Origin of the sequence: Macrococcus equipercicus (assembly GCF_004359525.2) — a bacterium.
Lineage (GTDB): Bacteria > Bacillota > Bacilli > Staphylococcales > Staphylococcaceae > Macrococcus > Macrococcus equipercicus.
This window is the reverse complement of record NZ_SCWC02000002.1, coordinates 325,952-345,170: the sequence shown is the minus strand read 5'-3', so window position 1 is coordinate 345,170 and position 19,219 is coordinate 325,952. Positions and strand designations below refer to the sequence as shown.

Genomic DNA, 19,219 nt, shown 5'->3' with positions numbered 1-19,219 from the left:
TATTGATTTTAAAGGCTGTAATATCATTTTATGAAAATTACTTTCATAGTTCTGAGAATTGAATCATGACTTTTGTATATTTGTTTAATTCGCTGTCAATCTTGACAGTCCCGCCATAACTTTCAATGATTTTCCGTGCGATGGAAAGTCCGAGCCCATTGCCGCCCATTTCTCTTGACCTTGATTTATCAACACGGTAAAACCGGTCAAAAATAAATGGGATATCCTCTTTCGGTATGCCCGCGCCGTGATCGATGATTTCCAGCTGGACGACTTTGTTTTTTAGTGACGTCCTGATAATGATATGCTGCTCGTCTTTATCGTATTTCATGGCATTATCAATGAATATCAGCAGCAGCTGCTCAAACTGATGCCGATTCATCTGAAGCTTGATTGCTTTATGAGAGGAATGGAACTCAAAACGGTAGTCGGGGTGCAGCTGAGCAAGCGACTTCAACCGCGCCTGAATCTCGTCATTGATAGCAATCGTGTCCACTTCCCGGTTATACTGCCCTTTATCATCTTTTGTCAGCAGCAGGAGCTCTTCTACGAGGTTAGTGATCCGGTTCATCTCATCCAGTGAAATCTTAAGTGATTCATCCAGCACTTCAGGCTTGTTTTTCCCCCATCGGTTGATCAGGTTAAGATGACCCTGAATAATCTGCAGCGGCGTTCTGAGTTCGTGGGAGGCATCTTCGACAAACTGCTTCTGCTGATTGAACGATGTTTCAAGCTGGGCCATCATATTATTGAACGTATTGATCATATCATCTGTCTCATAATAGCTCTTAGGCAGCGTCAGTTTGTTCTGGAAGCCGTCCCGCTGAATCTGTTTCATCTGTTCCGACAGCTTACGGATGGGCTTCGTGATATGATTCGAGAAGAAATAGCTGATAATCGCTGTAATGAACAGGGCGGTCAGTCCGAAAATACCGGCGAGCACAAACATGTACTGAATGATTGAATGATAGATCTTCAGCGGATGGACAATTGTCAGAAATCCTGCTGACTGCATCGTATTGATCGGTGCTCTAACGACGATGTAAGCTTCATTGCTGTAGGTCTCTTCAGTGATCTCAACGCGCGTGATTCGCTCGAAACGGGGCGTCCATCTAATCGTCTGATCACTTGACACACTTGAATACGGCTGTCCCGCTGTATCATAGAAGATGACTTTCTGATGATCGGTGATCGCCGCTCTAATGTCGACTGTCGAGACTTCCCCCGGATTTTCGCTGACCAGCAGCTTGCCGATATCCACGGTGCTGCGTCTGGCACTGTCATATTCCTGCTCTTTCAAATAGATGCTGATGAAATAGATGATAAAGAAACTGAAGAGCATGAATATGATGAACGTAATACTTGTCGTAATCAGTGTCCATTTCGTTTTAAGGGATGTCGAGTTGTTCATCGAATGACATAGCCTACCCCTCTGACTGTTTCAATCATTGAGTGCAGCTGATAAGGCTTCAGTTTGTTGCGCAAGTAGCGGATATAGACATCGACCACATTCGTCTCCACTTCGCTTTCATAGCCCCAGACATGTGCGAGAATCTGCTCGCGGGTCAATACATGCTTCTGATGTTCCGCCAGCAGCTTCAGCAGTTCATATTCAGTCTTCGTCAGCTCCAGCAGTTCACCGCCGACAGTCACTGTGAAGGCATCGAGGTCAATGACCAGCTGATCGATAGTGATGTGATTGTCATGAGGCTGGTTGCGCCGCATAATGACTCTCAGTCTCGCCAGCAGCTCTTCGATGTCAAATGGTTTGACAATGTAATCGTCTGCTCCGTAGTCCAGCCCGATCACTTTATCATACGTATCCCCTTTCGCTGTAATCATAATGATCGGTGTCTGTTTAATGTTGCGGATTCTTCTGCACACTTCAAGCCCATTCATACCGGGCAGCATCAGATCCAGCAGTAGACAGTCATAGTCATTGTTCAGCGCATGCTGCAGACCAGCAATGCCGTCATTGACGATATCCACCTTGTAATTTTCATGCATCAGCTCCAGTTCAATAAACCGCGCTAAATTCTGTTCATCTTCAATTATTAGAATGTTTTTCATGAGTAAGCCTCTCTCTTCAATTATTAACCAAATCATAGCAGTAATTATTTTTAAATTAAACAAAAAAAACCTGACGTCACCGTCAGGTTAATGGGCATAAAGGGGGTTACTAGAAAATGACTCTCCATTTAGAGGGGGAACTCTTGTTAAATGAGAATCACTTTCAATTACATTATAACTTATTGAGAATCATTGTCAATTAGATTATGTAAAAAAGTTTGCGCCAGCAGTATACTGATGACGCCGCCGAGTATGCCTGCGATGATATCTGTCGGATAATGAACGCCTAAGTAGACCCGTGAAGACGAAATCATCATGATAAACAGAATGCACAAGCCAATTAAATAAGGTTTGGCTGCGCCTTTATGATGTCTGCTGACCAAGAAGGCAAGACTGCCGAAAAAAGCGGCTGACCCCATCGCATGGCCGCTCGGAAAACTGAATCCGGTAATATCAATTAACCGCAGCAGCGTAGGACGCTCCCGGTCAAAAATATTTTTCAAAAGCGGGTTTAGCGTGCCCGAGATGATCATAGCCAGGGCAAAGAATAAGGCATCGATCTTCATACGCTTCAGCATCAAGTAGCAGATGACGATGAGCGACATGACAATCATCGTCCATACTTCACCGAGCTTCGTGAAACCGAGCATGATAGACGTCGTGATAAAGCTTTCTGAGGAATAAATAAATTCATATACTTCATTATCAATCCATTTGCCGAGCCGCGATTCATGGAAAAAAGCGATCATGCCAAAAATGACCGAGAAAATGATGATTAATGAAATTCTTTGAACTCTAGACATAGGCGTTCTCCTTAACTGGCATCATCCAATATTTTTTGCAGCAGTGCTTCCGGTGTAAACGACGTATATGCCTCATTCATTGCGGCTGTCAGTGCTGCTCTGTTGTCCTCAATCTTCTGCAGGGCAGCCATCAATGTCGCACTCGTCAGCTCGTTCTCCTGCAGGACGCCCGCATAGCCCTCCTGCTCAAATATACGGGCATTGTCAATCTGGTCACCGCGGCTCTGATCCAGACCAAGCGGCACAAGCAGCATCGGTTTACGCAGTGCCAGAAATTCGTAGATGGCGTTAGAGCCGGCCCGTGACACAATCGTATCTGTAATCGCAAACAAGTGCGGCAGCTCGTCTTTCACAAATTCAAACTGCTTATATCCCGGTCGGTCAAGCTGCTGATCCGTCAACCCCTGGCCTGTAATATGGATCACCTGGTAGTGCCGAAGCAGCGCGTCAAGGTGACTTCTGATGGCCGTGTTCACGGTTTTCGAGCCGAGTGACCCGCCCATCACAAGCAGCACCTGCTTATCCGGGCTGAAGCCGGTCAGCTCATAACCCGTGTTCTTATCTCCTGTAAATATATCATCTCTGACGACACCACCGACAAAGTCAGCTTTACCGCCTGGAATATATTTCAGCGTCTCCTCAAATGTCGTGTAGCATTTCATCGCAAATTTCAGGCCGATTTTATTCGCAAGGCCCGGTGTCACATCAGACTCATGGATGATCGTTTTGATTTTCAGCATCCGTGCTGCGATGATCACAGGCACTGTGACGAATCCGCCTTTGGAAAAGACGATGTCCGGCCGTTCCTTACGGAGAACGTTCAGTGCATCAAATACTCCTTTTTGCACTTTGAGAATATCTTTTGCGTTGTCAAGCGAAAAATAACGACGCAGTTTACCGCTTGAAATGCCGTAGTATTTGACGTCAGGAAACTGAGAAGTAATCGCCTCTTTTTCAATCCCTGCTTTAGAACCGATATATATACATTCAATTTGATGTTTAGCAGCTTCCGGGATTAACGCCATGTTGACAGCAACATGGCCGATAGACCCGCCGCCCGTAAAAGCAATCTTCACTGTTTTACCTCCATTATTTAAGCGTGCTGATATAGCTGACTGCGCCGTTCAGCTGTGTATCATCAGCATTCAGTTTATTTCGCAGCAGTTCAGTGAACTTAAGCGTTGACTTACCGGTCATTTGACCCGTGACTTCAAGTCCTTCTTTCTGCTGGAACTGGGCAACGCTGAGCGCTGTGTTCTCGTCAAATGTCTTGTCCACTGCACCCGGGTTATAGCCGAGTGCTTTCAACCCTGTTTCAAGTGATTTCACCTCTGCACTGGACTCTCCTTTGACATAGACTTCGTCAGGATCAAGGATGTGAATGTTGGCATAATCCGGTAAATTAATCAGCTTGTCCGGTGTGATGCCTTTTTTATGAATCCATGTTTTGTCAGGTGTCAGCCATTTCATCTGCGTGAACTTCAGCATAGAATCATCCTTGAACGGTGCTGCCGTCTGCACGATGCCTTTACCGAATGACTTTGTACCGACGATATATGCTTTATCATGGTCGTGGAGGGATGCAGCAAATACTTCAGATGCGCTGGCAGATCCTTCATTCATGATGATGACAGTCGGCAAGTTCTTAGTGACCGGGTCAGCAGGATTTTCCGCTTTATAGGCCTGAGGTTTACTGTGATTATTTTCTGTATAGAACAGCACTTCACCTTTACCGATGAACTCATTGGCCATCTTGCTCGCCTCATCGAGATAGCCGCCCGGGTTGTTACGGAAATCGAGAATCAGTTTCTTCATACCCTGCTCGTGCATGTCTTTTAAGGCAGCATTGAATTCAGCTGCAGTGCCCTGCTGGAATTTAGTGACCGTAATTAATGCCACTTTATTGTTCAGCATCTTAGTTTCCACACTATTGACATGAACCGTGTCCCGTTTAATAGCGACTTTAAACGGGGTGCTGACGCCGCGTTTGATCAGCAGCGTGACAGTCGTCCCTTTTTTGCCGCGAATTTTTTTGACGACATCTACACTGTTCATTCCTTTAGTACTTTTGCCGTCAATTTCAACGATTTCATCATTCGCTTTAATGCCGGCCTTATCTGCCGGTGCTCCTTTAATAGGGCTTGTAATAATGATTTTGCTGCCTTCCTCTCCCATTTCAGCTCCGATACCCTGGAAGTCGCCGCTCATGGAATCCGTGAACTCCTGCTGTTCTGACTTCGTCATATACTCGCTGTAAGGATCGTCCAGTCCATTGACCATGCCTTTAATAGCACTGTCTATCAGCTTCTCTTTATTCACATTTTTGTAGTACTGTGAATTCAGGGTGTCATATACTTCATAAAGCTTCAGAAACTCAGTCCGCTTCGGTGTCTGCTGCGAAATCACTTTACTGCTGCCGGTCGTTGTTGCAAATGCAGTAATCCCGGCCGTTAAGATCACTGCCGTCAGCAGCAGCATGATGAATCTAAAAAGACTGATCGTTATTTTTCTCTCATTCTGTTTTTTTTCATGCGCATTGTGGTCTTTATCCAATTTTTTTCACATCCAAAATTATTTATAAGTCATTTTATCAATATAACGGACAAAACGAAAGTTTTCTACATGACCGTCTGCCGTTTCACTGATGAACCGCTGCCATATGCCGATTAAAAAAGCAGATGAAACTTGAGTTTCCATCTGCTTCTCAGTTAATTGTCTGGTATGGGTGTGCACTAAAATTTCAGCCATTCCTGGTACTTGTCATAAAGCTCATCAAAGACGGACAGCCGCATGTCTGCTGAACCGTAGTTTTCAATGTAGTCCGAGAGAAGATTATAATCCGTTTCATATTTCGGAAACATCAGATCATCAAATGCCTCATCAGCGAACACGCCTGCTTCTCCTTTAGCGCCTCTTACCGTCAGAATGTACTGATAGAAAGAAAAAGACTTGCTCATTAGTGGGTGTCTATTTTCAGCACGGTCGTCAAGCCTTTTTGCAGGTTGCCTGTCTGAACAATCTCAAACGTGTTGATGACATCGCTGTTTGTGATGATGACCGGTGAAATAATAGACGCTGCTTTCTGGTGGATCAGTTCAAGGTCGAATGTCAGCAACGTGTCGCCTGCTTTGACTTTATCGCCTGCTTTAACTTTCGTTGTAAAGCCCTCTCCGTTCATCGCAACGGTTTCGAGACCGACATGCAGCAGTATTTCAAGACCATTCGCCGCCTTCAGTCCGATAGCATGTTTCGTCGGAAAGACATTGACCACTTCGCCGTCAATCGGTGCGACAAGCGTGCCTTCAATGGGTTCTACGCCGAATCCTTTACCCATCATCTCCTGGGCAAAGACTGGGTCTGGAACGTCAGCAAGCGCAACATAAGTGCCTGAAAGCGGTGCTTTGATTTCAATTGTTTTAGATGCTTCTTCACCTTTACCAAATAACTTTTTAAACATAGTTTTCCGCTCCTTCAGTATTCCATTAAGATTTAAAATGCCCTATAACATGGCTATACCCTAATTCCTCAAGTTTATCATAAGGAATGAACTGAACAGCCGCAGAGTTGATGCAGTAACGGAGACCGCCTGTTTCCTTCGGCCCGTCATTAAACACATGCCCTAGATGACTGTTGGCAGAATCACTTCTCACTTCTGTCCGCACCATGCCGTGCGATTTATCGACAAGTTCGATGATCTCATCATCTGATATCGCCTTGGAGAAGCTCGGCCAGCCGCAGTTCGAGTCAAATTTCTCCTCTGATGTGAACAGCGGCTTACCGCTCACTTTATCCACGTAGATGCCTTTTTCAAAGTGATCCCAGTATTCATTCTGAAAAGGCGGCTCTGTGCCGTTCTGCTGAGTCACAATATATTCCATTTCATTTAAGTCATCGATACTTTTCTTGATCATGTTAACCCTCCCAGTGCTGCTCTATAAATGCTTTTCGTCCTGACCGCTCCTGATAGTTCTTGTAATGGACAGGATCTTTCTTGTAATAGTCCTGATGATACTCTTCTGCCGGATAAAAGTTTTTGTAAGGAATCACAGGTGTCACGATCGGACTGCTGAAAATATGTTGCGCATCCAGCTCTTCAATCAGTGCACGGGCTGTCTCCTGCTGCGTGCTGTCGTGATAGAATATAGCGGGCTCATAACTTTCCCCGCGGTCATAGAATTGTCCCGCCGCATCGGTCGGATCAAACGTCTTGAAGAACACTTCCAGTACTTCTTTATATGAGATGATCGTCTCATCAAAAGTAATCTGCACCGCTTCACGGTGACCGGTCGTATTGGAGCACACTTCCTTGTATGTCGGATGCTCAACATGTCCTCCGCTGTAACCTGAGATGACTGATTCTACGCCGTCATACTGATGAAACGGTTTGACGAGACACCAGAAACAGCCTCCTGCTAATGTTGCTACTGCCATAAGTATCACTCCTCGATTGTAATGTTAAAGTGCCAGCCTGTCTGATTGATATGAGTAAGATCCAAGGCAGTTCCACCCAGTTCAATGGGTGCCATATCATAGTAAAAACATTCTTTGTTGACATCAAGTACTACATTGTCCGGCAGGCTGCCGAACCGTCTGATAAGATTCAGTGTCTGTTTCTTAGATAATGGAAGCCCGGCTACTGCGACATCATTAATGTCCAGCCTGAGTTTATTATGACCAATAACAACAGGTGTCGTCAAAATATTTGTTTCAATTTTCTGACTAAGAAAGTCACTGTACTGAACAATCTGCAGCTGTTCACCTGTCAATGATAATTTCATTGCCTGCGTATTCTCCTGCTGCAAGTAATGATTGACGACTTCGGGCTGCAGTGTCAGTGTATTCTTGCCTTGTGCTGCAGGTTGACTGGTCACGGTGACTCCCGGGGACTCCGCTGACAGCCGTGCGACGTATATGACGGTGATTAAGTTGATCAGAAGCAGCACTGCAAATAATACGGTCCAGCCGTTCAGCTTAAACATCTAGATGGTCCTTAATCTGTGCCTGGACTGCCGCCGCTACTTCCTGCAGGGACTGCTCCTTGAAGACGTCCGGGGAGATCGGCTCAAATACGTGTACTTGAACGTGACCCGGCACCATTTTTCTGCTGTCATATGCCTCCATAATTTTTGCTGTCCCGGAAATCGCAATAGGGATGACCGGCACACCGGCAGACTTTGCCAGTTTGAAAGCCCCGGACTTAAATTCCTGCAGTCCGTGACCTTTACTGCGGCTGCCTTCCGGGAAGATCATGACGCTGTGGCCTTCCTGCAGTGACTGGACACCATCTTTGATCATCTGCAGCGATGACCTGCGATTTGAGCGGTCTAGATAAATACAGTTCAGCAGCATCATCCAGCGGTGAAGAAACGGGATCTGCTTCACTTCCACTTTAGAGACGAAGCCGAACGGTTTATCAATTGCAGCCATGAGGACGGGAATATCGAAGTTACCCTCATGATTGCTGACAAACAGTGCCGGCTGACCGTCGTCTTTATTATGACCGGTGACTGTCACGGTCACACCTGCACTGTCCAGTACTCGTCCGGCCCAGTTTTTAGCCATTAAAGCGGCGTAGCGGTCTTTGGCGTTGACGCTGTTCAGCAGCCGCTGATGCCGCTCCATGTAATCAATCTTCGTCGTCGCAAGTGCGGCATAGCCGATAATGACACCGACTGTTTTAATCATTCTAATCACGGCTTCTCCTGACGAGGTGCATAAATTTATGCGGCGGCTCAGTCGTCCCCGCTTCAATGGACTCCACTTCCCAGTCCAAAAAGGAATAAGCAGGAAAGAATGCATCTCCCATATGCTTCGCCTCGATGACAGTGACATACATATCATCGACGAGATCCATCGTCTGCTCATACAAGTTCTGGCCGCCGAAAATAAAGACGTGGCCGTCCAGCCGGCTGATGTCATCCAGTGAGTGGATCACTTCAACACCTTCAGCTGCAAAATCTTTGTCCCGTGTCAGGACGACATTGCGGCGGTTCGGCAGTGGTCGTCCGAGTGACAGAAAAGTGTTTCTGCCCATCACAATGGTGTTTCCTGTCGTCAGCTGTTTCACTCTTTTTAAGTCCTCCGGCAGATGCCACGGCATTTTGTTCTCATAGCCGATGACTAAGTTCTGGTCATGACAAACGATAGTTGATAGCATATTAGTCTCCTCTATACGGCAATCGGTGCCTTGATGGCAGCATGTGCCTCGTAATTGTTAATGGCTAAGTCTTCATATTCCATATCGAACAGTGATTTATTCGTCAAAATTTCAAGCTGCGGCGGCGCAAAGGATTTACGGGTCAGCTGCTCTTTGACGGCATCGATATGATTGCTGTAAATGTGGGCATCACCTATCGTATGGATGAACTCACCGACTTCCAGCCCGCATTCCTTTGCGACAAGATGAGTCAGCAGACTGTAGCTTGCAATGTTGAACGGGACACCGAGAAAGACGTCCGCACTGCGCTGATACAGCTGACAGCTGAGTTTCCCGTCCTGGACGTAGAACTGGAACAGCGTATGACAGGGCGGCAGAGCCATCGTATCAATTTCTCCGGGGTTCCAGGCTGAGACAATGTGCCGTCTTGATGAAGGGTTGATCTTAATGTTCTCCACCACATCTTTCAGCTGGTCCGTCACTCGGTCCTTCGTCTCGAAATGACGCCACTGCTTGCCGTACACATTGCCGAGGTCGCCGTACGTCGCCATGAAGGTGTCATCCGTCAGTACAAGGTGCTTGAACTTCGCCAGCTGCTCCTTGTACTGTTCGTTAAATTCCGGGTCGGCCAGCGAGCGGTGCCCGAAATCTGTCATATCAGGACCTGCATAGTCCGCGCTCTCCACCCATTTCTTGAAAGCCCATTCGTTCCATATGTTATTGTTATACTGCAGCAGGTATCTGATGTTCGTGTCTCCTTTGATGAACCAGATGAGTTCTGTCGCCAGCAGCTTGAATGACACTTTCTTTGTCGTCAGCAGCGGAAATCCTTCTTTTAGGTCAAATCGCATCTGGTGGCCGAATTTCGACAGAGTCCCGGTATGAGTGCGGTCGTCCTTCTCCCGTCCCGCGGCTAATATCTCTTCACATAAATCATGATACACTTTATCAAATGAATTCATGAGGTCACCTCTTTCATAATTGTCTACTATACTTTATAATACAGATAGATGAATGATAAATAAAACGATAAATTTACACAGAATCATTTATCGTTGTATTGGGGGAAGAACGATGGAACAAGTGATGGTAGTATCTGGTTTATTCTTATTACTCGCCTACATGATCAGCATGATGATCACAGAATAGTTCTAAATCGATGACTAAAAAGCAGCTGAGGCAAATGCCTCAGCTGCTTTTTAGTTGCAGATAATCCCGAAATGACTTTTCGAGCTTTTTCTGACAGCCACCTGGAAACCGTACTGCTGAAAGAGCGGGCTTCTGAAATGTGCTTTCAGTATGACGCACGGCGCATGAACGATGAGCGCTGCTAAAAAGTCGTGATCCGCCTGCTGTACATGGTTGGTGAGCACCTGCATGCCTGAATCCTGACTGATGGTCGTCTCGAACATCGGGTCGGCATAGACCACATCTGACGCGGCGACTATGTCATCACACGCAGTGCCGTAATGAAATGTGATGCGGCCGGTCAGTTCCTCGCTGTAGTACCGCATGATCCCTTCTTTAATCACATAGTAGATCAAAGGATGTGCCTCGAACGCATGAAAACGTGCTGACTTCAGCATATGCGCCATCAGCATCAGGTCATTTCCGAGACCCATCGTCGCATCGACAATCACTGCACGGCTAGTCAGTTCAACCGGCATGACAGCAATCAGCGGGGGCACCTCCCCGTACTTATGGAACCGCTTCAGCTTGAAGTTCATCGTGTTCTCGTGATAGACTATTTTTTCATCGGCCGAGAAATAAAGGACAGGCAGCTGCCGGCTGATGACAATGACGGGTGAATCGTCTGTCTTAAACAGCTCTGTAATCGTCTGCTTGCGCCGGGTCACGCGTTCTATCGCCATGTCAGGCACGAGCAGCGCGAGTTCTGCCTGCGTCTGTTTCATCATCAAAAAAATCACATCATCGGTCTTCACCGGTGATGTGATCCTCACTTTACTGACAATGCTCATCGAAAGCTTCCTTGATGTCCATGCAGATCTCTTCAATCGGCCGGCCTTCAATATGTTCACGCGGCATGAAAAACTTTAGTTCCGTGCCCTTGAACAAGGCCATTGACGGGCTGGATGGCACCTGACCGATATACTGACGCATCAGTTCAGTCGCTTCTCTGTCCTGACCGGCGAACACAGTGACGGACTCCTCCGGCTTATGATCGTTCTGCTGAGCTACGGTGACCGCTGCCGGACGCGCCAGGCCCGCTGCACAGCCGCACACTGAATTGATGACGACAAATGTTGTTTTGTCATCAGCAACGTCATTAAAGTAATCCGCTACTGCTTCTGCTGTTTCCAGGGACTTGAACCCTTGGTTTGTCAGTTCAGTTCTCATCGGCATTGCCAGTTGTTTCATGTATTCTTCATATGCATTCATATTACTGCTCCCTTTCTCTGTTCGCTATCTGCTTCCATACGGAGCCGACCGCTTCCTCGCCTTTCGTGATTCGTTCCTTTGCCATCCTTGCCTGCAGCCTGACTTCAAACGCCGGATCATCGAGATGTTTCTCTAAATACGGCAGGCTTGACTCGTCTCCTTCATCATAAATAAACATCGCTGCACGCCATCTGACGATTGGCTGTGTGTCATCGAGTGCTTCGTGCATCACCGGCAGACTTTCCTTGAAGCCGAGGTCACTTAACGTGTCACCCGCTGTACGGCGGATCGTCAAATTTTTATCCGTCATCGCCGCATGCAGCAGCGGCAGTACTTCGCTACCCCCGATCATGCCGAGGAAGACGATGCCCAGTCTTCGCAGCTGCGGTTTGTCGTCCTGCATGACCACTTCCAGAAATGGAATGTCCGTTAAATCCGGCTCCGGAAAATGGTCAAGCATCCGGTAACGCTCCTGAAAGTCCGGCTCAGCCAGATATTCTTCCACCGCTGTTCTTGCCAGCTCTTTTTCCTTTATGACATACGTCGTCTCTTTTGCCGCTGCTGTCAGCTGATTTAACCGTGAATCAGGGAATAAGGCATCCACTTCCTCGATCACTGACTGAATGATTTCATCCATCTGTCCGTAACGGGTACCGAACGGCACCCATTTTCTGAGGAACACAACGTTATCGTCATCCTGCTGGGCATCGAGCATCGCATCTATAAACCGCAGATCCAGCTGCTTGCGTTTTTCGCCTTCGACATTCGTCACTTTGACTTGATACGGGATGCCTTTGAATGACAGCAGTTCCACCGTATGCTCACCCGTATCAATCTGAAGTTCAGGGTCTGCTGTCACTTCATCATCAAATATGTGCTTGATCTCCGGCAGTAACTGCTCCCAGTTTGCTTTCGGTGCCTTATCGACCGATATAAAATCCATGACATGGAAGACAGAACGGATGCCTTCAATGCCAAGGAGTTCATTGATGAATTCCGGGTTGCTGCTGTCAGCTGTGTGGTAAGTCCTGCTCTTATTGTCATCGCGCTGATAATCCAATATGATTTTCAGCGTATTAGGACTCGGCGTCGGTTCTATCTTTAATATTTTCATGCTGTGCTCCTTACTGAAGATTATTGCCCCACTGTTTAATCTGGAGGCCGACTGAGCATTTGGAAATGCAGTAAGCATGCGCCGCTGTCTTACTTTCCCTGCGCAACGTCTGCTTAATTAAACAATGATGACAATAGTGATCTTCTAGTTGATTGATCTTCCTTACCGTCTCAACTGTCTTCTTCACTTTATCACCTCAAACATGATTATAGCAGATAAGCGCCTCACTGTAATTGCCCTTGCTTAAATTGCATCCCTCACCTATAATTGTAAAGTTGAATTATGAAAGGAGGAATCAAGATGTCCAATGAATTCATTGCGGTCATCGCTTTTTTTGCGACATTCATCAGCTTAATTGTAATGTACCGCTTCTTCGGTAAAAGCGGCTTAATGGTCTGGGTGGCGATCGGCACTGTCATTGCCAACATTCAGGTCACAAAGACCATCGAAGTATTTGGTATCACGGCAACACTCGGAAACATTCTTTTTGCTTCTATTTATCTGGCGACAGATATTTTAAATGATATATATGGAAGAAAGACCGCAAAACGTGCGGTCTGGCTCGGCTTCATGTCTGTCATCATCATGGTCGTGCTCATGACCATCGCGCTCAGCTATCAGCCGGCAGCATCAGATATCGCCCAGCAGAGCATGGCAACACTGTTCGGGCTTGTCCCGAGAATCGCTCTCGGCTCCATCATCGCCTATATTATCGGCCAGTACGTCGATGTCTATATTTTCAGTTTCATCAAGAAGTACTTCTCAAGCGACAGAACGTTCATCATCCGGGCTTACGGCAGCACAGCAGTCAGTTCCATCATCGATACAGCGCTGTTCACGCTCATTGCTTTTTACGGCCTGATGCCGAACGCCATACTGTTTGAGATTTTCCTGACGACTTATCTGTTCAAATTATTAACGACGATCTGCAATGTGCCGTTCGGCTATATTGCGAAATCTATCGCGAAAGATGTGGATGACGATGGCCCAGCTGTTCATTGATGCAGCAACAAGACAGAATCCGTTTGAAAGCAGCATCGGTTACGTCATTAAAGATGACGACCAGGTTCTTGAATTCGGTCAGTATTTAGGGGAGATGGACAACCATGAGGCTGAGTGGACAGGATTGATCGAGGGAATCAAACAGGCATCGCTCTTGAACATCAAAACATTGATCATTAAAAGCGATGCCAAAGTTGTCGTTGATGCGGTCAATAAAGCCTATACAAAGAACGCGAAGTTCAAGCCATATTTGAGCAAGTACCAGCAGCTTGAGCAGCACTTTGACCTCGTGCTGGTCGACTGGATTCCGCGCGACCAGAATAAACATGCCGACCACGTGGCGCGCCACTATTTGAATAAGGGAGCACACTTCAAAAAAGCCTGACGGTCACCGTCAGGCTTTTTTGAGGTGAGCAGTCAAAGGACGCGGACCGCTGCTGAAGCTTCACAGGACCATACCCCTACTTCTCTGGATAAGAAATTATTCGATTAACATCAGTTTAATAAGTCCGTCATTTGCCGATATACCTCGAAAATATAAATAATGAGCTGCTACAGTTTCATCAAATAGCTGCTGGCGACTTTCAGTTCATGACTGTCACAGATGGCACACATTTTTTCGATGTCCGCTGTGTAAGGCATTGCACGCCGGATATGCTCAAGGTCAAGCGGCACAGTCGTATGAATCGCCGCAAGCTTGCAGCTGATCATCAGATCGTCATAAAATGTATCTATTTTATTCTGCTGTCCTTTTGGCAGCTGTGACTTATGCTGCAGTGTGCCGTCGACTGACCCGTAAGTCTGAATGAATTTCAGCGCCGTCTTCTCGCCGATACCTTTAACGCCCGGATAGCCGTCTGACGTATCACCCATAAAAGCTTTGACATCTATCAGCTGCGGCGGTTCTATACCGTACTCCTCCCGGAAGCGGTTCACATCATATTTATTGTATTCCGTGAAGCCTTTCTTGATGAGCCAGATCTCCACTCTATCATCCAGCAGCTGCAGTAGATCGCGGTCACCGCTGATCACCGTGATCCGATACTCGCCTTCCAGCTGCTTCGCAATCGTGCCGATGACGTCATCTGCTTCGTAGTTCCTTACGCCGATATTAAAGAAGCCGAGTTCCTCCGACAGGCGCTGCACCATCTCAAACTGCGGGTTCAGTTCAACCGGAGGCGCAGGTCTATGCGCTTTGTAGTCAGCAGAAATTGTATTTCTGAACGTCGTCGCTCCCATGTCCCACGTCACAATGACGTGATCAGCCTCTGAATCTTTAATGGCGCTCGCTACATGCCTGATGAACCCCTGCACGCCGTTAGTCGGCACACCGTCTGAATTGTGCATGAAGTGATGATTCATCGCTGTCGCAAAGTAATGACGGAACAGCAGCGCCATACCATCGACGATTAATAGTTTTTCCATAGTTTAACCTCTTTCTATGTCCTCCGGATGATGGAAGATCCATTCTGAATAGCTGCCCGGATACAGTTTGACCGGATGACCGACTGACTTCAGTGCTGCAAACAGCGGGGTCGCCGACATGCCTGAACCACAGTAGACAATGGCAGGGGACTCACCGACGGTCGCCTGCAGCTTTTCTGCACCATGTGATGCAAAGACGTTCTTATACGGAAAATTGACTGCACCTGGAATTCTTCCCGGATGGACGTCAATTGGTTCTGTCTCACCTAAAAAACGCTTCTCCTCACGGGCATCCACAAGCTGCGCTCTGCTTGTCCGCGCCTGTCTGACTTCCTCCCGTGATGCCAGCAGCTCTGTGTGAATACGCGCCGGATGGACCGGCGTAAGCGCAAGTACGGCCGCCACGTAACCAGCCGGCTCTAGATGACTCACTGCTTCCGGCAGCGCCAGCGCCTCATAACCCTGCCTGATAATCAGGCAGGGAATGCCGACGAGTTCACAGAGAAAGAAAAACCGCGCGGCCATAAACGCTGCGCTCTCGTCATAGCAGACCGCAGTCTTACCCGCCGCATGATGCGTCACAAACGTATAAAAGCGCGTCAAGTCAGGGAGCGGATGCCTTCCTTCTTCCGGCTTGTCCTTACTATAGAGCAGCGGATAGCCCGGTACGAAGACCGCACCTTCCATATGACTTTCATTAAATCGTTTAATGCTCGCCGCTAAATTATCCATGACATTTCTGCAGTCAAACAGCTGATGCTTCTCTGCAGTGAACTCTTCACTGTCGATCCAGACTTTCATATGGCTCACTCCTATAATGCAGCACGAATTTGACTGACCACACGATCATCGAGCTGCTGAGATTGTCTTTCCTGAATATCCGCAAGAACCTGTTCATTGTTGGCTGTCCACTCAGCGGTCACCGCTTCCCGCCGGTCATTTAAATAGCTGGAGACGGCCGACTGATAATCTTTCAGCTTCGCTGCCAGCAGCTGCATGGATTCTTCATGAATCCGCTCATACAATTCACTGATGGTCTCCTTAGTTCTGTAGCTCCGTGCTGTCACTTTAACGGGGATACGGCCGAGCTTGACATCGATGAATGATTCTGCCAGCTGGATGAGCTTCATTTCAGCCGGGCTGCTGATAATCTGATGGTCCAGCAGGTCCTGGCGGATTAAGCTTGAGTGATTCTGCACCGCCTGATTGAACACGTGATTCAGCCGCGGTGAGATCATTGATAATTCTTCTTCCAGCCGGTTCGACAGATGATTTAAATAGCCCGCTGAATCGTCCACTGTCCGTCTGTTATAGTACGTCTTGATCAAGTCGTGCAGCTGAATGTTAAAGCGGTCAGTGAGAAACGTCAGCTGCTCGTTCAGTTCCTGCGCTGCTTTGTCAATGCTGCTGTCAATAACAGCTGCAGTGAATGGCGGCTCTGATGCGAGTTTCGCGTAATAAGCCTTATGCGCAGCTTCTTCTATTTTAGCGGCCTCAAAGTTCTGAACAATGAAGTCAGCATGCGCCGCCAGCTGATTCACGCCGCGTTCGAACTGCTGAATCTTCTGTGTCTTGCTGTCGACTGCCGCAAAGCGCGAAATAGCAGTCTTAAAGTCATTGAAACGGTCATCTTGTGCTGCGAGCGCCTGCTTGCTTGACAGCTGGAACAATGTCGCAGGGACATTTAACTGCGCGAGCTCTGATTCGAAGTAGCGGGTCACCTGTTCAATCTCTGCGTCGTTTCTCGCAAGGTCGATCGCATTGATGACGTAAAATGTTTCGCTGTCCTCACTTAATACTTGCAGCTCATTCAAATAAGAGATAAATGCTTTGTCGCTCTCCGTAAAGACATGGTTAAAATATGACACATAAATCAGCAGGTCACTGTCAGCAATAATTTCAGTCGTCTCGTTAGTATGCCGCATATTCGTCGAGCCGATGCCCGGTGAGTCGATAATGACTTTGCCGCGCAGAAAATCAATGTCGTACTGCAGGTATATTCTATCTACAAATGCTGAATGCGCGTCAACCGCGGTGAATTTGACGACTTCTTCCTCTGAAATCGCGATGATATCACCTTCAGCCAGATGCGTCATATAATGATGATAGTTTTCTTTAAGTGCCTGGATAAACTTTTTGTGCTGATTATCAAGCACCGGCTGCACTTTGTCATAAGTCTTTAACCATCCTTCAATCGTCGGCTCGTTAATATTGACCGCGCGGCCGATTTTATTGAGTTCAGCTGTCAGCACGGCTGTTGTCTTGAACTTCATCGTATGCTGACGGCCATAGCTGATTTCTGTAATTGCTGCAGTAGTCGGGTTGGGAGAGGAGACCAGCTTCTTGTCACCGAGCAGCGCATTGATCAACGAGCTTTTCCCGGCACTGAACGCACCGAAGACCACGATTCTAGTGACATCATTATTAATGCGGTCCAGCTGCTGACAGAGCCGTGCCGTGATATCGCTGAAATAGCTGATGCCGCTGAACTGACCGAGCGTCTTCACTGCCTGCTCGATGTCGGTCTCTGCTGCTGCTTTTCTTGTGAGCACGTGCTGCGCTTCATGTGCGTTCTCCTGCAGCGTCAGCGTCACTAAATGACGGTCGATCAGTTTATCGATCGATTCGTCTACGTGAATATAGTAATGGCGGTAGTTTTCAGTCGTTAATGAGTCAATCAGCTCATAGTTCTGTTCGTACTGCTCAAGCAGCTTCATCTGTTTACTATCACCTGACGACTGCACACGTGAACGGTCCAGCTGCTGAATAAAATCAGCGATAATCGCCCGGTTATCACGGACGACATCCTGCTCGATAAATTTCTTCAGCTGGTCTGTGTAGTTCTGGACATAGTCGTTGTTGATGAGCGCCTGTGATTTCATCTGGGCGCGTAAATCTTCTGCAGTCACACTGTATGTATAATCTTTGCAGCTTTCAATCCAGCTGTTATCTTTTGTATACTTCGCATAGTTCTGATAGAACGCGCGAATATGGAAGTTCACCTGCTTGTCAACCGACTGATTAAGTGCAGTGAGCACTGCGTCCATCTTATCGTTTCTCAGCTGCTCGCGCTTTTTCTCTTTACCGAACAACCCGCCGACTTTATAGTCCGGTGCATAGACTTCCAGCAGTTCACGAATCTGCTCTCTAATTTCAAACGGGATGATATAAGCGTTCTTCAGAATGTCACGTATTTCTTTCAGGAATGTGTCACGCGTCGTCTGCTCATCGCTGAAGATCGCCTGCTCTTCAGACAGCTGAGACTGCTCCAGCGCCTTTGCTTTGAAATCTTCGAACCCGTCAGCGTCAATGCCGAACTGTTCCAGCAGCTCTTTTTGTGTCTGTTCCAGAAAACGCAGCTGTTCAGTCGTAATATACGGTACGATTCTCTTGAAGAAGCCTGCAGCACTTGCATTCAGCACCTGCTGGTCAGTCATCAGTTCTTTCTTCAGCTGGTCAAACTGGTTGAGCAGATGGTCATAGATCGACGTGAAATATAATATCTCCAGGTCAATCTTCCAGAGGTTGATGTTGGACAAGATGGCTGCTTTGAAATCTTCGAACGCCACTTCCGTCTCATCATGTTTGTCAATCTGATTGATGACTAAAATCAGCGGCACACCAAGTGCATTCAGCCGCTGCATCTCCTTGAAGTTCTTCTCAGACTCCACATGGTTGTACTCAACCGTATAGATGATCAGATCGCTCGTCAGCAAATACTTCATCGTGTTTTCTTCGTGGTTGCTGAACGTCGCATCTATCCCCGGCGTATCCTGCAGCGTCAGCCCTTCAGCCAAGTGCTCGGCCTGATGCTTGATTTCAACAGACTCAATCCGCTGATTCTCAGTGTTGATCTTCTTCACCGTCTCATAGTCCTCTACGACCGCATATTCATGGTTCTCAAGATTGACGATGATCTCTTCATGGGCACTAATCGTGATCTGTGCTGAGTTGCTTGTCGTCGGCACAGGCGAACTCGGCAGAATAGCTTCTCCCAGCAGCTTGTTGATCAGCGATGACTTCCCGGATGAGAAATGCCCGACGAAGCTGATGATCTTTTTATCCTCATAAACTTTCTTGATGACTTCGTTGATCTGAGCAACGAGCAGTGTGTTACTTGATTTTTCGACTTCTTTTTTCAACTTATAGAGCAAATCAATCTTCTGTTTAACGTCCATCTGAATCCCCTTAGCTTGAATCAATGATATGTCCTATTATAAAGAAAGTATACAGTTTAAAACAACCGTA

Annotated in this window: 23 protein-coding genes; 2 read left to right on the top strand and 21 right to left on the bottom strand. The window is 47.2% G+C overall.

Features of this window, described 5'->3' with window-relative positions:
* Window positions 1-43 precede the first annotated feature (43 nt).
* The 18 genes from ERX35_RS04390 to ERX35_RS04310 form a co-directional block, all read right to left on the bottom strand.
* The gene (locus tag ERX35_RS04390; protein WP_149458700.1) at window positions 44-1,411 is read right to left on the bottom strand and encodes a sensor histidine kinase; all 1,368 of its coding nucleotides are present in this window, start codon (window positions 1,409-1,411) and stop codon (window positions 44-46) included.
* The gene (locus ERX35_RS04385) at window positions 1,408-2,070 is read right to left on the bottom strand and encodes a response regulator transcription factor (RefSeq protein ID WP_149458699.1); all 663 of its coding nucleotides are present in this window, start codon (window positions 2,068-2,070) and stop codon (window positions 1,408-1,410) included. Before ERX35_RS04385 ends, ERX35_RS04390 begins: the two co-directional genes overlap by 4 nt.
* Window positions 2,071-2,249: 179 nt before the next feature.
* Window positions 2,250-2,873, bottom strand: a complete 624-nt coding sequence (locus ERX35_RS04380) for a phosphatase PAP2 family protein (RefSeq protein WP_149458698.1) — start codon at window positions 2,871-2,873, stop codon at window positions 2,250-2,252.
* Window positions 2,874-2,884: 11 nt separating this feature from the next.
* Window positions 2,885-3,949, bottom strand: coding sequence for an undecaprenyldiphospho-muramoylpentapeptide beta-N-acetylglucosaminyltransferase (locus ERX35_RS04375; protein WP_149458697.1), 1,065 nt, complete (start codon window positions 3,947-3,949; stop codon window positions 2,885-2,887).
* A gap of 13 nt (window positions 3,950-3,962) precedes the next feature.
* Entirely contained in the window at window positions 3,963-5,426 is a 1,464-nt protein-coding gene (locus tag ERX35_RS04370) for a S41 family peptidase (RefSeq protein ID WP_149458696.1), read from the bottom strand.
* A gap of 18 nt (window positions 5,427-5,444) precedes the next feature.
* Window positions 5,445-5,570, bottom strand: a complete 126-nt coding sequence (locus tag ERX35_RS11640) for a hypothetical protein (protein ID WP_281290570.1) — start codon at window positions 5,568-5,570, stop codon at window positions 5,445-5,447.
* A gap of 35 nt (window positions 5,571-5,605) precedes the next feature.
* The gene (locus tag ERX35_RS04365) at window positions 5,606-5,830 is read right to left on the bottom strand and encodes a YozE family protein (protein ID WP_149458695.1); all 225 of its coding nucleotides are present in this window, start codon (window positions 5,828-5,830) and stop codon (window positions 5,606-5,608) included.
* Window positions 5,830-6,330 carry a PTS sugar transporter subunit IIA gene (locus ERX35_RS04360; RefSeq protein ID WP_149458694.1) on the bottom strand — a complete coding sequence of 167 codons (501 nt, stop codon included), beginning with the start codon at window positions 6,328-6,330 and terminating at the stop codon, window positions 5,830-5,832. The genes ERX35_RS04365 and ERX35_RS04360 overlap by 1 nt, the downstream gene beginning before the upstream one ends.
* A gap of 25 nt (window positions 6,331-6,355) precedes the next feature.
* Window positions 6,356-6,784 carry a peptide-methionine (R)-S-oxide reductase MsrB gene (gene msrB / locus ERX35_RS04355; protein WP_149458693.1) on the bottom strand — a complete coding sequence of 143 codons (429 nt, stop codon included), beginning with the start codon at window positions 6,782-6,784 and terminating at the stop codon, window positions 6,356-6,358.
* Window position 6,785: 1 nt separating this feature from the next.
* Window positions 6,786-7,304: a peptide-methionine (S)-S-oxide reductase MsrA gene (gene msrA / locus ERX35_RS04350; RefSeq protein WP_149458692.1), complete on the bottom strand. Its 519-nt coding sequence runs from the start codon at window positions 7,302-7,304 to the stop codon at window positions 6,786-6,788.
* 5 nt (window positions 7,305-7,309) lie between these two features.
* On the bottom strand, window positions 7,310-7,852 hold the full coding sequence (locus ERX35_RS04345) for a DUF2140 family protein (RefSeq protein WP_149458691.1): 543 nt from the start codon (window positions 7,850-7,852) through the stop codon (window positions 7,310-7,312).
* Window positions 7,845-8,558 (bottom strand): lysophospholipid acyltransferase family protein, encoded by a 714-nt coding sequence (locus ERX35_RS04340; RefSeq protein ID WP_246143115.1) that lies wholly within the window; start codon window positions 8,556-8,558, stop codon window positions 7,845-7,847. Before ERX35_RS04340 ends, ERX35_RS04345 begins: the two co-directional genes overlap by 8 nt.
* Before the next feature lies 1 nt (window position 8,559).
* Window positions 8,560-9,030 carry a dihydrofolate reductase gene (locus ERX35_RS04335; protein WP_149458689.1) on the bottom strand — a complete coding sequence of 157 codons (471 nt, stop codon included), beginning with the start codon at window positions 9,028-9,030 and terminating at the stop codon, window positions 8,560-8,562.
* A gap of 11 nt (window positions 9,031-9,041) precedes the next feature.
* A complete protein-coding gene (locus ERX35_RS04330; RefSeq protein WP_149458688.1) occupies window positions 9,042-9,992 on the bottom strand; it encodes a thymidylate synthase in 951 nt (316 codons plus the stop codon).
* 237 nt (window positions 9,993-10,229) lie between these two features.
* Window positions 10,230-11,009 (bottom strand): class I SAM-dependent methyltransferase, encoded by a 780-nt coding sequence (locus ERX35_RS04325; protein ID WP_149458687.1) that lies wholly within the window; start codon window positions 11,007-11,009, stop codon window positions 10,230-10,232.
* Entirely contained in the window at window positions 10,993-11,430 is a 438-nt protein-coding gene (locus tag ERX35_RS04320) for a BrxA/BrxB family bacilliredoxin (protein ID WP_149458686.1), read from the bottom strand. Before ERX35_RS04320 ends, ERX35_RS04325 begins: the two co-directional genes overlap by 17 nt.
* Window position 11,431: 1 nt before the next feature.
* A complete protein-coding gene (locus ERX35_RS04315) occupies window positions 11,432-12,544 on the bottom strand; it encodes a conserved virulence factor C family protein (RefSeq protein ID WP_149458685.1) in 1,113 nt (370 codons plus the stop codon).
* Window positions 12,545-12,554: 10 nt separating this feature from the next.
* Entirely contained in the window at window positions 12,555-12,731 is a 177-nt protein-coding gene (locus tag ERX35_RS04310; RefSeq protein ID WP_149458684.1) for a zinc-finger domain-containing protein, read from the bottom strand.
* Window positions 12,732-12,844: 113 nt separating this feature from the next.
* On the opposite strand from ERX35_RS04310, the gene ERX35_RS04305 reads away from it, so the two are divergent.
* Window positions 12,845-13,546: a queuosine precursor transporter gene (locus tag ERX35_RS04305; RefSeq protein ID WP_149458683.1), complete on the top strand. Its 702-nt coding sequence runs from the start codon at window positions 12,845-12,847 to the stop codon at window positions 13,544-13,546.
* Window positions 13,527-13,931, top strand: coding sequence for a ribonuclease HI family protein (locus ERX35_RS04300; protein ID WP_170234533.1), 405 nt, complete (start codon window positions 13,527-13,529; stop codon window positions 13,929-13,931). The genes ERX35_RS04305 and ERX35_RS04300 overlap by 20 nt, the downstream gene beginning before the upstream one ends.
* Before the next feature lie 167 nt (window positions 13,932-14,098).
* Here the strand turns inward: ERX35_RS04300 and ERX35_RS04295 are convergent, their stop codons facing one another.
* From ERX35_RS04295 to ERX35_RS04285, 3 genes are read right to left on the bottom strand one after another with little or no spacing between them, the layout of a single operon-like run.
* Window positions 14,099-14,971: a 5'-3' exonuclease gene (locus ERX35_RS04295; protein ID WP_149458681.1), complete on the bottom strand. Its 873-nt coding sequence runs from the start codon at window positions 14,969-14,971 to the stop codon at window positions 14,099-14,101.
* Between the two features lie 3 nt (window positions 14,972-14,974).
* Entirely contained in the window at window positions 14,975-15,772 is a 798-nt protein-coding gene (locus ERX35_RS04290; protein WP_149458680.1) for a sulfurtransferase, read from the bottom strand.
* Between the two features lie 11 nt (window positions 15,773-15,783).
* Entirely contained in the window at window positions 15,784-19,149 is a 3,366-nt protein-coding gene (locus ERX35_RS04285; RefSeq protein ID WP_149458679.1) for a dynamin family protein, read from the bottom strand.
* Between the last annotated feature and the right edge of the window lie 70 nt (window positions 19,150-19,219).